At 38.0% G+C, this 14671-nt stretch carries 15 protein-coding genes; 7 read left to right on the top strand and 8 right to left on the bottom strand.

Annotated features, from left to right (window positions below):
- Position 1: 1 nt before the first annotated feature.
- The 6 genes from MKL62_RS11315 (at position 2) to fdx (ending at position 4882) form a co-directional block, all read left to right on the top strand.
- Entirely contained in the window at positions 2-1219 is a 1218-nt protein-coding gene (locus MKL62_RS11315; RefSeq protein WP_000828390.1) for an IscS subfamily cysteine desulfurase, read from the top strand.
- 66 nt (positions 1220-1285) lie between these two features.
- A complete protein-coding gene (gene iscU / locus MKL62_RS11310; RefSeq protein WP_000331712.1) occupies positions 1286-1672 on the top strand; it encodes a Fe-S cluster assembly scaffold IscU in 387 nt (128 codons plus the stop codon).
- Between the two features lie 30 nt (positions 1673-1702).
- Positions 1703-2023, top strand: a complete 321-nt coding sequence (gene iscA, locus MKL62_RS11305; protein WP_000581597.1) for an iron-sulfur cluster assembly protein IscA — start codon at positions 1703-1705, stop codon at positions 2021-2023.
- A gap of 85 nt (positions 2024-2108) precedes the next feature.
- Positions 2109-2627, top strand: a complete 519-nt coding sequence (gene hscB, locus MKL62_RS11300; protein WP_001015254.1) for a Fe-S protein assembly co-chaperone HscB — start codon at positions 2109-2111, stop codon at positions 2625-2627.
- A 38-nt stretch (positions 2628-2665) separates the two neighbouring features.
- Positions 2666-4525 carry a Fe-S protein assembly chaperone HscA gene (gene hscA / locus MKL62_RS11295; RefSeq protein ID WP_030423813.1) on the top strand — a complete coding sequence of 620 codons (1860 nt, stop codon included), beginning with the start codon at positions 2666-2668 and terminating at the stop codon, positions 4523-4525.
- A gap of 18 nt (positions 4526-4543) precedes the next feature.
- Entirely contained in the window at positions 4544-4882 is a 339-nt protein-coding gene (fdx, locus tag MKL62_RS11290) for an ISC system 2Fe-2S type ferredoxin (RefSeq protein WP_001137383.1), read from the top strand.
- 46 nt (positions 4883-4928) lie between these two features.
- Here fdx and MKL62_RS11285 read toward each other — a convergent pair whose 3' ends face one another.
- The 8 genes from MKL62_RS11285 to MKL62_RS11250 form a co-directional block, all read right to left on the bottom strand.
- Positions 4929-6398: an adenylate/guanylate cyclase domain-containing protein gene (locus tag MKL62_RS11285; RefSeq protein WP_001175670.1), complete on the bottom strand. Its 1470-nt coding sequence runs from the start codon at positions 6396-6398 to the stop codon at positions 4929-4931.
- Between the two features lie 52 nt (positions 6399-6450).
- Complete coding sequence (locus MKL62_RS11280; protein ID WP_000492048.1) at positions 6451-6885, bottom strand: HIT domain-containing protein; 435 nt, start codon at positions 6883-6885, stop codon at positions 6451-6453.
- A 200-nt stretch (positions 6886-7085) separates the two neighbouring features.
- Positions 7086-10547 (bottom strand): transcription-repair coupling factor, encoded by a 3462-nt coding sequence (gene mfd / locus MKL62_RS11275; protein ID WP_000487588.1) that lies wholly within the window; start codon positions 10545-10547, stop codon positions 7086-7088.
- 134 nt (positions 10548-10681) lie between these two features.
- Positions 10682-11038, bottom strand: a complete 357-nt coding sequence (locus MKL62_RS11270; RefSeq protein WP_000473797.1) for a hypothetical protein — start codon at positions 11036-11038, stop codon at positions 10682-10684.
- 79 nt (positions 11039-11117) lie between these two features.
- The gene (locus MKL62_RS11265) at positions 11118-12050 is read right to left on the bottom strand and encodes a Dyp-type peroxidase (protein ID WP_001222565.1); all 933 of its coding nucleotides are present in this window, start codon (positions 12048-12050) and stop codon (positions 11118-11120) included.
- 153 nt (positions 12051-12203) lie between these two features.
- Complete coding sequence (locus tag MKL62_RS11260) at positions 12204-12986, bottom strand: glutathione S-transferase N-terminal domain-containing protein (protein WP_086222293.1); 783 nt, start codon at positions 12984-12986, stop codon at positions 12204-12206.
- A gap of 20 nt (positions 12987-13006) precedes the next feature.
- Entirely contained in the window at positions 13007-13513 is a 507-nt protein-coding gene (rraA, locus tag MKL62_RS11255; RefSeq protein WP_000108826.1) for a ribonuclease E activity regulator RraA, read from the bottom strand.
- A 12-nt stretch (positions 13514-13525) separates the two neighbouring features.
- Positions 13526-14191 (bottom strand): NAD(P)H-binding protein, encoded by a 666-nt coding sequence (locus MKL62_RS11250; protein WP_000156077.1) that lies wholly within the window; start codon positions 14189-14191, stop codon positions 13526-13528.
- Positions 14192-14403: 212 nt separating this feature from the next.
- Between MKL62_RS11250 and rpsT the strand changes: the two genes are divergently transcribed.
- Complete coding sequence (gene rpsT, locus MKL62_RS11245; RefSeq protein ID WP_000013652.1) at positions 14404-14670, top strand: 30S ribosomal protein S20; 267 nt, start codon at positions 14404-14406, stop codon at positions 14668-14670.
- Position 14671 lies beyond the last annotated feature (1 nt).

Genomic DNA, 14671 nt, shown 5'->3' with positions numbered 1-14671 from the left:
TATGAAACGTCCAATTTATCTTGATTACGCAGCAACCACTCCAGTAGATCCGCAAGTTGCAGAACGTATGATGGAGTGTTTAACTTTCGACGGTACCTTTGGTAATGCTGCATCTCGTTCCCACGCTTATGGCTGGCAGGCAGAAGAAAAAGTTGAATATGCACGTGAGCAAGTCGCAAACTTAATTAAAGCTGACCCACGTGAAATCGTTTGGACTTCTGGTGCAACTGAATCAGACAACCTTGCTCTTAAAGGTGTTGCTCAATTCTATGCATCTAAAGGCAAACATATCATTACAAGTAAAATTGAACATAAAGCTGTTCTAGATCCTTGCCGTGAATTGGAAGAACAAGGTTTTGAAATCACTTATTTAGAGCCAGAACCACAAACAGGTTTAATTACTCCTGAAATGGTTAAGGCAGCCCTTCGCCCAGATACTATTCTTGTTTCTCTTATGATGGTAAACAATGAAATTGGTACAGTTACAGATGTAGCAGCGATCGGTGAATTAACACGTGCAAATAAAACGTTTTTCCATGTAGATGCAGCACAAGCAGCTGGTAAAGTCGATATCGACTTATCTACAATGAAAATTGACCTAATGAGTTTCTCTGCTCATAAAATTTATGGTCCAAAAGGTATCGGCGCATTATATGTACGTCGTAGCCCACGTGTTCGTCTAAAAGCACAAATTCATGGCGGTGGACATGAACGTGGTATGCGTTCTGGTACTTTAGCGACTCACCAAATTGTTGGTATGGGTGAAGCTTTTGAACTTGCAGGCAAAACAATGCATGCAGAACAAGAACGTATTCGTAAACTTCGTGACAAACTTTGGAACGGTTTACAAGACCTTGAACAAGTGTTCTTAAATGGCCACCCAACTCAAAACGTTGCTAACTATTTAAATGTCAGCTTCAACTTTGTTGAAGGTGAATCTTTAATGATGTCGCTTAAAGACGCTGCTGTATCAAGTGGTTCTGCTTGTACTTCTGCTACTTTAGAGCCTTCATATGTTCTTCGCGCATTAGGTTTATCTGATGAGCTAGCACACAGCTCAATTCGCTTTAGTTTTGGTAAATACACGACTGAAGAAGATATTGACCACGTGCTTACAATTACCAAAGCCGCTGTTGAGAAATTACGTGAACTTTCTCCGCTTTGGGATATGTACAAAGAAGGTATCGATCTTTCTACAGTTGAATGGGCAGAACACTAATTATTGAAATTAGTGTTTTAACCCTCATATTAATATTAGGCTGACCCCGAGGTTTGGAGAAGCGAAATGGCTTATAGCGAAAAGGTAATTGACCATTACGAAAACCCACGTAATGTTGGTGTTTTAGACAAAAACTCTGAGAATGTTGGTACAGGTATGGTGGGTGCACCTGCATGTGGCGACGTAATGCGTTTACAGATTCAAGTAAATGACAACGGTGTAATCGAAGAAGCACGTTTCAAGACTTATGGTTGCGGTTCTGCAATTGCATCAAGTTCACTTGTAACAGAATGGTTAAAAGGCAAGACACTTGATGAAGCTCAAGCAATCAAAAACATTGATATTGCAACTGAGCTAGCTCTTCCGCCAGTAAAAGTTCACTGTTCTGTATTAGCTGAAGATGCAATTAAAGCTGCGATTGAAGATTATCGTAGTAAAAAATCAAAAGCTTAATTTGTTACCATTATAAACGTTGGAGTTTTCATGATTCATTTAACTGAAAATGCTGCGACTCATATTAGCAATTACCTTAAAAATCGAGGTAAGGGTGAAGGCATTCGCGTTGGTGTGAAAACTTCTGGTTGTTCTGGGTTGGCTTATGTTCTCGAATTTGTAGATGATATCGATGAACATGATCAAATTTTCGAACAATTCGGCGTTAAGGTTTTTGTAGATCCTAAAAGCTTAGTTTACTTAGACGGCTTAGAAATGGACTATGTTAAAAATGGCCTTAATGAAGGGTTCGAATTTAACAATCCTAATAAAAAGGGTGAATGTGGTTGTGGTGAATCATTCACTGTTTAATCCTCTCCTTTCCTTTTTCTCATTAAAACAGTGCCTTTTAACAGCACTGTTTTAATGTATTTAATTAATGTGGACCTCATTTCTAATGAATCATTTTGAGTTGTTCAATTTACCTGTGGCACTCGATATCGATTTGGCAAGCTTGAAATCAAATTTCTTAAGTTTGCAACAACAATATCATCCAGATAAAGCCGCAGATAAAGATCAAGCATTGATCAAATCAAGTGAAATCAATCAAGCTTTTAAAACGCTTTCTCAAGTTGATAGCCGCGCTGCTTATCTTTTAGCTCTTAAAAAGCAAGATCATCATCTTGATCAATCTATTAGTGATTTCGAATTTCTACAATCCGCTTTAGAACTTCGTGAACAACTTGATGAAGCGACATCATCTGAACATTTACGTACTTTAAGATTAGAAGTACAACAATGGATTGATGGTTTGGTCCGTGAATTCAAAATTGATTACAGTGAAGAAGATTGGGCAGAAGCACGCGATACCGTACGTAAGTTACGTTTCTTTCAACGTGTTTTAAACGATATTGATAAAGCAGAAGATCAACTGTTAGATGATGAAGACAGTTTTGATTTAGACGACGATTTTTAATTTTGCTTTCTCTACTTTATTTTCAAGGGATTTAACTCATGGCACTTTTGCAAATTGCTGAACCGGGTCAATCCAGTGCCCCACACCAACATCGCATTGCGATTGGTATTGACCTAGGAACAACACACTCATTAGTTGCGACAGTGTTATCAGGCAAACCTAAAGTACTCAATGATGTTCAAAATAGAAGATTACTTCCTTCTATCGTTCATTATGCGGACAATATAACTCATTATGGTGAAGAAGCTAAACCGTTTATCATTGCAGATCCAAAAAATACAATTGTTTCTGTTAAACGATTTATGGGCCGTTCAAAGGCAGATATTAAATTTCAACACCCTTATGAGTTAGTAGGCTCAGAAAATGAAATGCCTGCTTTTGAAACCCGTGCTGGACGCAAAACACCAGTAGAAATCTCAGCTGAAATTTTAAAACAATTAAAAGATCGCGCTGAAGACAGCTTACAAAATCCTGTTAATGGAGCAGTAATTACCGTTCCTGCATATTTCGATGAAGCTCAGCGTCAAGCAACTCGCGATGCAGCTCAACTTGCAGGTTTAAATGTATTACGTTTATTAAATGAGCCTACAGCTGCCGCTGTAGCTTATGGATTAGATCAAGAAAGTAATTTAGCGACCGACCGTAATTATGTAATTTATGACTTGGGTGGCGGTACTTTTGACGTATCTATCTTACGTTTTTCACAAGGCGTATTTGAAGTTTTAGCGACTGGTGGTCACACTGCTTTAGGTGGTGATGACTTAGACCGTCTAATCGTAAAATGGGCTAAAAAACAGCTTAATATTGATGTATTAAGCGATGAAGATTATGCCGTATTTATTGTGGCAGCACGTCAAGCTAAAGAACAATTATCAACTCAAGATTCAGTTGAATTAAAGTTACTCGAAGCAACTCTCACACTAGATCGCCCTACATTTGAAAGCATTATTCAAGTAGCATTAGATAAAACGATTAGTGTTTGTAAGCGTGTACTGCGTGATGCAAAACTTGAGTTAACCGATATTCAAAATGTTGTTTTGGTAGGTGGTTCTACTCGCTCTTATGCTGTTCAAAAAGCAGTACGGGAAGTTTTTGCCCAAGAACCTCTTTGCACGATCAACCCGGATGAAGTGGTGGCAATTGGCGCTTCTATTACAGCCAACCAGTTAATCGGTAATAGCCAAGATGGCTCTCTTCTTTTAGATGTAACCCCTCTTTCTCTTGGTCTAGAGACTATGGGAGGACTCGTTGAGCGTCTGATATCTCGTAATACAGCGATTCCTGTTGCACGTCGTCAAGAGTTCACCACCTATCAAGATGGCCAAACTGCTATGTTAATTCATGTAGTTCAGGGCGAACGTGATTTAGTTGAACATTGCCGTTCATTAGGTAGATTTGTACTTCATGGCATTCCACCAATGACTGCAGGCCAAGCTCGTATTGAAGTCACTTTCCAAGTTGATGCAGATGGCTTACTCACCGTTTCTGCTCGTGAAGCAACTTCTGGCGTGCAAGCTCATATCGATATCAAACCATCTTATGGTTTATCTGAGGCAGATACGGAACGCTTATTAATTGAAGGTTTCCAACATGCCGAAGAGGACAAAAATCTTCGTCATTTAAAAGAAACTAAAGTTGAAGCAGAACGTGAGCTTGAGGCTCTTGAGCAAGCATTAAAAGTAGATGCAGATTTACTTGATGAAAAGCAGCTTGAAGCACTCAACTCTGCTAAGGAATCACTAAAAGCTCAGCTTGAAGGCAGTGATATTCAAGCAATTGAGCAAGCAGTTCAACAACTTAAAGTACATAGTGATGCTTTTGCAGCACTACGGATGAATCGACATATTGACCATGCCTTAAAAGGCACGAAGCTCGATGATTGGTCAAAATCAAATTAAAAGGTATAGGTGATCAATATGCCACGTATTAAAGTACTTCCTCACGCTCAATTTTGCCCAGAAGGAGCAGAATTTGAGGTTGAACAAAATGCAAATCTTTGCCAAAGTTTGCTCAACAAAGGAATCAAAATTGAACATGCTTGTGATATGTCTTGCGCATGCACAACTTGTCATGTGATCGTTCGTAAAGGCTTTGATAGCTTAGAAGAAATGAATGATGTTGAAGCCGATCTTCTAGACCGTGCTTGGGGGTTGGAGCCTGACTCACGTCTTTCATGTCAGGTTAAAGTTGTAGATGAAGATCTTGAAATTGAGATTCCGAAATACACAATTAACCACGCTTCGGAAAATCATTAATAAATAATAAAAAAGCTGCTTAGGCAGCTTTTTTTATTTATATAATTTATACCTGATCTTGTTCTTCATCGATATTTATAGGCTTAACTTCATCCTCAAGTCTAAGCTGAGCAACACCTTGAGTATTAACCAAAGTTTGTTGAACTTTAATGCGCTGAATCATTTTTTCAAGCACCTCAACCAACTCAGGGTATTCGTAGTTTTGTACTTCTTCTAAATTTAAAACTAAATGGAAACCTTTATATTCATAATCAAACCATTGTTGATGGTCTGATTTATTTCCTGTGTATTTTTCCATGACTTGCCATGTTTTTACTGCCCCTTGAATACCCTTTAAATAAATTGGGGTCTTAGGCGCACATAGAAAATCACTTTTGATCAATTGATAAGTATCATCAGAAATGAGTATTTCATCAATTTCAGCAGCATACTGTAAACGTGCCGCTAAATTTACATCGCGACCTACAATCGTATAAGCCATACGATGGGTTGCACCATAATTCCCTACGTGGCAATAACCTGTACTAATACCCATACGGATATGTAAGGCTGAATATCCCATTTTCTTCCATCGTTCGCGCAACAACTTCATTTGCTGACGCATAGCAATTGCCATTTCTACACAGGATTTGGCATCTTGCTCAACCCCTTGTGAATTCGGATCTCCAAAAAATATGAGAATCGCATCTCCCATAAATTTATCGACCGTCGCTTCATATTGCTTTGCAATTTCAGTCATATGACTTAAATAATCGTTCAGCAAGAAAGCTAAGTCATCAGGAATTAAAGTTTCTGATAGTTCAGTAAATCCCTGAATATCAGAAAAGAATACGGTCATTTTTTTACGTTTATATTCGATTTTTGCTTCGGCTTCCCCTCGCATAATCGACTGCCATAATTGTAATGGAGCATAGCGACTTAACTGATTAGCAAAAGCAATATAACGTGTCATCTGGTCATAATAATGCTGACGTTGCTGACTAATTTTTTTAACCCAGCGGTGTTGGTAATAATTTCCGATAGTGATAAACATTACCAAACCAAGTAAGGTAATTACTGTTAATTCTTGGCTTGTGGCTTCGAAATATGGATGAAAACCAAATAGGAAAAATGTACTTAAATAAAAAATAATCGCCCCAAGCAGGCTTGTTAAACAAATAACTGCAAAGGAAATACGACTATTAATTGCTGAGTAAAATAATGCAAAAAGTGCAATAAATGTTGGAACGAGATTAAGGTGCACTCCTGCCAGAGTAACAGCCACTACAATCGCATCTATTGCAAAAAAAACACTTTTTTGAGTTTTCTTATCAAACTGGTACTGCAACCAGTGTTCTAGTTTAGAACTGACAAAAAGTAAAAAAAGAAAAAAAGGAGGAATATAGATTTGGTAATTAGTATTCGGTGAGGTAAAGGCATAGATCACTAAAATTAATGACAGAATTGAATATCCCATCAAACGATGAAAATATGCAAACTGCTTAGGTTCCCGATCTATAAACCTCTCTAATTGCACCCTATCCTCCACATTTCAATGTTGCCACATTGATATGTGGCATTACATTGATTTAATCCATGCGCCAATCAAAAGGCATATCACCTTGGCCACGTAGAGCAAGCATAAGAGTCTGACGCATATGAGCTAAAACATCACTTGTATATGGCACCGCTGGTGTACCCCATACAGGTTTCGGCCAAGCTACATCATTTTGATAGCGGACAACATGATGAAAATGCAATTGAGGCACCATATTACCTAAAGCTGCTACATTCATTTTATCAGCACGGAAAACGCGAGATAACTGGCTAGATAACCAGCTTGATTCACGTAAAAACTGTTCTTGGTCAGCTTGACTCAATTCGTATAGTTCCGTGATTCCTGGTACGCGTGGTACTAAAATCAACCAAGGAAATTGCATATCATTCATTAAACGACATGTTGAAAGCGGGAAATCGCCTACAAAAAAAGTATCTTGAGCAAGTTGTGGATGCAAACTAAACATATCTTTTATAAATGACAATAAACAATAATGGCTAATACTATCACATCAGTTTTGATGTGAATATTATTAGTAGCCCGTTTGCTTACAAATAACAATGATTTTATGCACTTATTCATATCTCAAGGTATAAATAGTACATAAAATCCGATTACATCAAAACAAATGTCCTAATTAGCTAGCGCTGGTTAGAAAAACAGGTCTCAGACATGTAGTTCACTCATCAATTTTTGCAATAAATCATTGATAAATTGAATTCGTTTTTCATACTCTTCAAGCTGTACCATCACCTTCAAACGTTGCCCACCTTCCATACGGTAATAGGTCGGATTTTTTTGCATTAACTGAATAATACTAATGGCCTGAACTGGCGTATCTGGTGAAAACTCAATATTTCCACCTTGAGTATTAATATCAATTTTCGTAATACCTAAATGTTCTGCTTTCAAACGGATTTGATGCACGCTAAATAAGTGCTTAACCGACTGCGGTGGAATACCGAAACGGTCAATAAGCTCCATACGGATGTTATCTAGTTTTTCCTGTGTATCGGTATTACTAATACGTTTATAGAATAATAGACGCTGATGAACATCACCTAGGTAATCATCTGGAATAAGTGCAGGAATATGTAAGTTAATTTCGGCAGTTAACGACAATGGAGCATCAAAATTCGGGGTTTTACCTTGTTGAATTGCTTTAGTCGCTTTCTCAAGCATTTCCATATACAAGCTATATCCTATCGCCTGCATTGAGCCACTTTGTTGCTCGCCTAACAATTCGCCTGCCCCACGAATTTCCAAATCTTCCGTAGCGAGCATAAAGCCTGCACCTAATGTCGAAGCACGTTGAATCGCATCAAGGCGTTTTTCGGCATCACCTTTTAAGTGTTTAATCGAAGGTACTAACAAATAGGCGTATGCTTGGTGATGCGAACGACCTACACGGCCACGTAACTGGTGTAATTGCGCTAAACCAAGTTTATCCGCACGTTCAATTAAAATTGTATTGGCATTTGGAACATCGATACCTGTCTCAATAATGGTTGAGCACACCAGCACATTATATTCTTTGTGATAGAACTGCTGCATAACTTGCTCAAGTTCGCGTTCGCGCATTTGTCCATGTGCTACCGCTACACGTGCTTCGGGTACAAGCACACGAATATTTTCGGCAGCTCGCTCAATGGTCTCTACTTCATTATGTAAGAAATAAACTTGTCCACCACGAAGTAACTCACGCAAAATCGCTTCTTTGATTGAAGCATCTGTATGCTCTTGCACAAAGGTTTTTACTGCTAATCGACGGGCTGGCGGAGTCGCAATAATCGACAAATCACGCATACCCGAGAAAGCCATATTAAGCGTACGAGGAATTGGCGTTGCTGTAAGTGTCAACATATCAACATCGGCACGTAAAGCTTTGATACGCTCCTTATCACGCACACCAAAGCGATGCTCCTCGTCTACAACCATTAAGCCTAAATCTTTAAACTGAACATTCTCTTGTAGAAGCTTATGTGTACCTACCACAATGTCGACTTTACCATTTGCCAAGTCTTCAATATTTTTCAAATGTGTTTTGTTTGAACCAAAACGTGAAAGCACTTCAATACGTACTGGCCAATCAGCAAAACGGTCTTTAAAAGACTCATAATGTTGTTGAGCTAGTAAAGTCGTAGGAACTAAAACAGCAACCTGTTTGCCATTTTGTACTGCGACAAATGCTGCACGCATGGCCACCTCGGTTTTACCAAAACCCACATCACCACACACCAACCTATCCATTGGTTTTGCTTGCTGCATATCATAGAGTGTGGCTTCAATTGCATTAGCCTGATCAAGGGTTTCTTCATACGCAAAACCGCTTGCAAATTGCATATAGAGCGACTGATCCAGTTCAAAAGCAAAGCCAGGTTTTGACTGACGACGTGCCTGAATATGTAAAAGCTCGGCTGCAACGTCATGAATTTGTTCTAATGCTTTACGCTTAGCTTTACTCCAAGCATCAGTTCCGATTTTATGTAACGGTGCTAAATCCGGGTCGCCACCACTATAACGGCTAATTAGATGCAAGTTCGTTACTGGAACATAGACTTTTGCATCTTCGGCATAATCTAGTTGTAAGAACTCATAGTCTTGTCCTTCAATCGCGAGTGTAATTAAACCAGCATAACGCCCCACACCATGATCGATATGTACAACAGGAGCACCAATGCTTAGCTCAGTTAAGCTTCGAATCAGAAACTCTTCTGAAACTTCCTGTTGACGCTTGCGACGACGCTGTACAACTCGGTGCTCGTAAAGCTGATTTTCTGAAATAACCGTTAATTGATCAGTTAAAAGTAAACCACGATCTAAAGGTGCATTAGTAATAGCAATTGCGAACTGACTAATTTGGAATTGTTCAAAATTCTCTACATTCGGAATCTCACCTAAACTTGAACGCAACGCATCTTTTAAGCTTTCGCGACGTCCTGCACTTTCCGCAACCAATAGAACAGGATGATTTGCTTCATCAATATATTTTTTTACGGCACTAAATGGTTTTTCTTTTTTCGGATCGACTGGCAACTTGGGTGGTTGTTCAGTTTTAAGATTAAGTGCACCAGCTTTTTCTTCAATAGTTTCTGCGCTTACAAGCATTCGTGGAAACTGGTTTAAAGCACTTAGCAGATGATTTGGAGAAATAAATAGCTCTTCTGGAGCAAGAATAGGTTGATCCATATTATGGCGTCGGTCTTCATAACGACGCATAACTTCTTTCCAGAAACTCGTTAAATCAGTATCAATATCATTAGTTGTAATTACAATGCAATTCTTTGGTAAGTATGTTGTAAACATACTTTGTGACTGCATTTGTTCTTTATTAAAAAATAGCGGTAAATAAAATTCAATACCAGGCGATGCTATACCATCTAAAACGTCCTGATAAATTGGATTTTTCTTAGGATTGGCAGTAGGAAAAAACTCAGAATAACGATCTCTAAATACCGAACGTCCTTCTTTTAAAGGGAATTCTTTCGCGGGTAAAACCGTAAAACTTTTTAGTGTGGTTGTTGTTCTTTGAGTTTCAGGGTCAAAGAATTTTAAAGAATCAATTTCATCGTCAAATAAATCTATGCGGATCGGAGATTCTTGCCCAGATGCAAAAATATCCATAATACTACCGCGTACAGCAAACTCACCATGGTCATAAACTGTATCTACTAAGTGGTAGCCCGCCTGAACTAACCTTAATTTTTGTTGTTCTAAATCAAATTTTTGACCCACTTTTATATCAAAGTGTTCTCCCAATACCCATGAGTAAGGTGCAACCCGTTGAGCCAAGGTACTTGCTGAAATCAGTAATACGCCTTGCTGGGGCATATTAGATAAAATAGCAAGACGTTCTGACACAATATCTTGATGGGGAGATAAACGGTCATAAGGCAAAATTTCCCAATCCGGAAAAATTGTCGGCTTAACTCCATAAAACTCAAGTTCACTTTCTAATTGAGCAACATGTTGGTTGTTTCTAGCAACTAATACCAATAAAGAAGAATGCTGAGTGGCAATTTCTTTAAGCAATAAAGCTGCTGATGAACCTAATAATGACCCCACCCAACGCTTTTCACCGGCCTTGAGCTGTTGCAAATTCAATTGAGAGATTTCTTGTTGAAACATGTATATGGCTTTTATGAGCTAAAAAGATATGAGGTTAATAGTAGCATGATGTTTTTAGTGAATTGAGTTATTTTTCTGCAATCAAGCTACTACTTTGTGATACTTTTTTATAGTTCTTAAACAATCATTTGAAGTTATTTGCCTCGTAAAAACATCACATAATATTGGTTTAATACCTGTATGATTGCTTTAAGCTCAAGTAACTTTTCTTGTGTATTACCTAACCTTTCCACATATCGTTGCGTTGCAATCTCTAAATCAATCTTTTCATTAATTTGTGGTGTAATTTGAAATAGCTTAGGTAAGTTATCAAAATTCTGTAATTTACGATTTGAAAAATACTCAAGGTGCTCTGACCACTTTTCATTAATCACGACATCTTTAATAACCGGACCACGCTCTGAATCAAAACTGAGCTGATTCTCTTGTAAATAAATTTGTTCTGGTGTCTCTTTCGAACCTTGAAAAAGTTGGGTTAATTTTTTAAACATCTCATCACATCATATTAATTTCAATTTATATAGTAGAGGCAATCTACTCACCTCTACCATCTAAGTTTATTTTTAATGCCTACTCGTCACCCAAGCTATCTAGAAAATCTACTGTCGGTACGAAAAATAGAGTTCCTGTTTGGGCAGTACTAAAGTCAAGTAATCGATCAAGATTACCTTGCTCATTTCCTAAGAACATATTTTCAAGCATTTGACGTGTCGTACTAAATTTACGTGAGTAACCAATAAAAAAAGTACCATATTCATTTTTGGATGGATTCGAAAAAGGCATATTTGCACGCATAATTTTTAGTTCATTGCCTTCTGCATCATGCGCTTTACTTACTACATTATGTGCTGTTAAGGGCTTCTCGTCATCATCAAGCTCAATATCGTTGAACTTTTTACGCCCGATAACTCTTTCTTGTTCCTCATCGCTTAAGGCACGCCATTTTTCCATATCATGGGTATATTTTTGGATAAATGCATAACTTCCCCCAATAAAGTCAGGATCTTCGTTACCCACTAATGCCCATTGTGCAGCAATTACAGGTTCAGGATTTTCTGTTCCATCTACAAAGCCAATAATCGCACGCCCATCGAAATAACGAAAACCATGCACTTCATCAATTGGGTAAGTTATTTTACCTAACTGTTCATTGATAATACTTCCTAACTCATAACATAAAGCTTGTCGATCAGCACGAATATGAAAGAATAAATCCCCGGGTGTTGAAACGGCTGTGTATTTTGGGCCTTTGATTTCTTGAAATGTTTCTAATTCTTGAGGCTTTGCTTGCTGTGGAAATAAAATATCCCACGCGTTTGAGCTAAAACCTAATATGGCATTAAATTTAGTTTCAGGATAACGGTTAGACAAACTTCTGGTTAACGCAGAGAATTTACCAGCAAAATCTTTTACTTTTTCTACAACAGAATCACCTTGAGCTAATCCTAATACAATAAATAAAGCATTTTCTCCAGGATGACTCGTTACAGGCTGAATTCTCATACATTCCATAAAACAGGCCTTATTTTGGTAATTTAAGGTAGTAATTTAGCATATTCATGTTTTTATCGTATGATTTCTTATTGTTGTCGCTTCTTAAAAGAGACTGAGTTATCTCAATCTCTAGCGCTCTAGCGTGTTTTTCTCATTTATATTTTAACTGCCATATTGTTTTTTTAGGTACTTTACAATTTCCGCAGATTCAAACATTTTAACACCTGTATTTGGGTCCACTAAATAAGGCACTTGCATTTTACCTTGCATGACCGGCAACAATTTTTCTCGCTTTCCCTCTTTTAAAGGTTCATATTTGCCCGGTTTTAACCGAAGAATCGCAGGCCCCATATCTTGCCATCTTTCTTTGGCAACACTATGTAAAATGTAAGGTAGCTCAAGCTCACTTAATACACTTCTTACTACTCTTGAATACGGACTTGCTTCAAAGCTCCATAGTTCAAGTTTATGCTCAGGCGCAGCTCTATTTACTATTTTTTTATTAATCCAGACACCACGAGCACCATTTAATAATGTTCCGGCAAACGCCAGATATGGCATTTTTGGATAATTTGAAAACTTATCAGGAGTTTGGCCTGTCTTGCCATAGTACTTAAATAAGTGATGAATAATATCTTGTGATTCATATAGTTGATCGCCAGTATTTTCATCAATAAGAAAAGGAAACTGTAATTTACCGCCAATTTCTTTAACGATGGAGCGATATTTTAATCCACCTTTCGGGCATGGATAAATTTCGACATCCAAATTTAAAAGTGTAATCACTTCACGAACGCGGCGACAAAATGGTGAACCCTCAAATTCATAAAGCTTAAGAGCTCTAACAGGCTGTTTAGGAAATGCTGTACCTGTAACCCCTCTACCACCTTCAGCAATTGCAGACGCTAATGCTTGCAGTACTTTAATTTGATGATTCACCATTATGCATTCCTTTAATTGTGGAGCTAGACTAGTTTTTCTTTAGCAATCACAATTCCATTATTATCTGCATAGATAAAATCACCAGATTGAATTGTGACTCCACCAAAATACAAAGGAATATCTACTTCACCAATGCCCTTACGGTTACTTTTTTGCGGAATTGCAGCCAATGCATGTACACCTAAATCTAAGGTTGCAAGTGCATCAACATCACGTACACAGCCATAAATAACCACACCATTCCAGTTATTTTTAACTGCCGATTCCGCAATCATATCTCCCATAAGTGCACAGCGCATTGAAGCACCACCATCCACAACCAATACCTTCCCTGTACCATCTGTAGCCAATAACTCTTTTACACGCGAGTTATCTTCAAAACACTTTACAGTCACAACTTGTCCGCCAAAAGTTTGACGTGCGCCATAGCTTTTAAAGAACTTACCGTCCATTGATGGCGTGACCACTTGCAAATCTTTTTCCGGATTGTCATCTAATAAATCACATGTCACAAATGGTACTGTCGACACTTTTATTCTCCCTTATCGAGTTTGTTGTATGCTGAGATTATCATATCGTTTAAAAGCTTCAATTTGCGTTAGTGCCGCTACGACCATGGTATGAGCCAATTGCTCTGCTGTAACTGGTTTATATTTGAAAGGCTTAGTCCATTTATTTTCAATAAGTTTAAATAGACTTTGTCCTAAATCTTCAATAAAACGCACATCGCTACGCTTACCAATCAGTAGAGAAGGTCTAAAAATAGATAATTTTTCGATTCCTAAACTTTGAATATAATTTTCTAATTCTCCTTTTACTTTATTGTAGAAAATTGGCGAATTAGCATTTGCCCCAAGTGCACTAACAATTAAAAAATGAATATGTTTATCTTGGATTAAGTCTGCAAAGTGAGCATTTATCTCATAATCAACTGCATAAAAGCCTTGTTTTGAGCCCGCTATTTTTAAAGTTGTACCTAAGCAACTAAATGCATGAGTATGACCATTCACATCTTCATCATTGAGCAATAAAAAATCGTCTATAACGAGCTGAGTAACTTTCTTATATGTATTAAGTAGTTGTGATTCTTTTCTTACTACAACGGTAATGGCCTCAAATTCTGGTGTTTGCTCAAGTTGTTCAACAAGTGCTAAACCAACGAGTCCTGTAGCACCTACTACAATTGCTTTTTTCGTACTTATAGTCATTTTTTATCCAACCCTCTTTAAGTTTGTATCAAATTTAACCTTTTCTTACGGTTTTAGCAGCCCCTAAAACCGCTTAAAATGCTCTCAAGGCTTGACTTCACGGTATTGATTCATCACAATATGGCACTTGTTTACGGGCTGGTGATGGTTACACCAGTTTACTGGATTGACCACAGCCCGCCCAGACCAACTTATTTTCAAGGAGTGCAAGAGTGGCAAACTCTGCTCAAGCTAAAAAACGTGCGCGCCAAAACGTTAAAGCGCGTAAACACAACGCAAGCTTGCGTTCTATGGTTCGTACTTACATCAAACGTACTTTAAGTGCAATCGCTGGTGGTGATTATGCTGTTGCTACAGAAGCTTACAAAAAAGCTGTTCCTGTAATCGACCGCATGGCTGATAAAGGCATCATCCACAAAAATAAAGCTGCTCGTCATAAGAGCCGTTTAAATGCTCAAGTTAAAGCTTTAGCTAACTAAT

It is taken from the genome of Acinetobacter sp. AOR01_HL (genome assembly GCF_027855455.1).
Lineage (GTDB): Bacteria > Pseudomonadota > Gammaproteobacteria > Pseudomonadales > Moraxellaceae > Acinetobacter > Acinetobacter baumannii.
The sequence above is the reverse complement of the archived record's forward strand: the minus strand, read 5'-3'. Positions and strand labels throughout refer to the sequence as shown.

Bases quoted from the DNA above. Each gene is read 5' to 3' on its own strand.
- iscU (WP_000331712.1), top strand. From the start codon at position 1,286: ATGGCTTATAGCGAAAAGGTAATTGACCATTACGAAAACCCACGTAAT.
- mfd (WP_000487588.1), bottom strand. From the start codon at position 10,547: ATGTTTCAACAAGAAATCTCTCAATTGAATTTGCAACAGCTCAAGGCC.
- MKL62_RS11265 (WP_001222565.1), bottom strand. From the start codon at position 12,050: ATGAGAATTCAGCCTGTAACGAGTCATCCTGGAGAAAATGCTTTATTT.
- fdx (WP_001137383.1), top strand. From the start codon at position 4,544: ATGCCACGTATTAAAGTACTTCCTCACGCTCAATTTTGCCCAGAAGGA.
- MKL62_RS11270 (WP_000473797.1), bottom strand. From the start codon at position 11,038: ATGTTTAAAAAATTAACCCAACTTTTTCAAGGTTCGAAAGAGACACCA.
- MKL62_RS11280 (WP_000492048.1), bottom strand. From the start codon at position 6,885: ATGTTTAGTTTGCATCCACAACTTGCTCAAGATACTTTTTTTGTAGGC.
- hscA (WP_030423813.1), top strand. From the start codon at position 2,666: ATGGCACTTTTGCAAATTGCTGAACCGGGTCAATCCAGTGCCCCACAC.
- iscA (WP_000581597.1), top strand. From the start codon at position 1,703: ATGATTCATTTAACTGAAAATGCTGCGACTCATATTAGCAATTACCTT.
- hscB (WP_001015254.1), top strand. From the start codon at position 2,109: ATGAATCATTTTGAGTTGTTCAATTTACCTGTGGCACTCGATATCGAT.
- MKL62_RS11315 (WP_000828390.1), top strand. From the start codon at position 2: ATGAAACGTCCAATTTATCTTGATTACGCAGCAACCACTCCAGTAGAT.
- MKL62_RS11250 (WP_000156077.1), bottom strand. From the start codon at position 14,191: ATGACTATAAGTACGAAAAAAGCAATTGTAGTAGGTGCTACAGGACTC.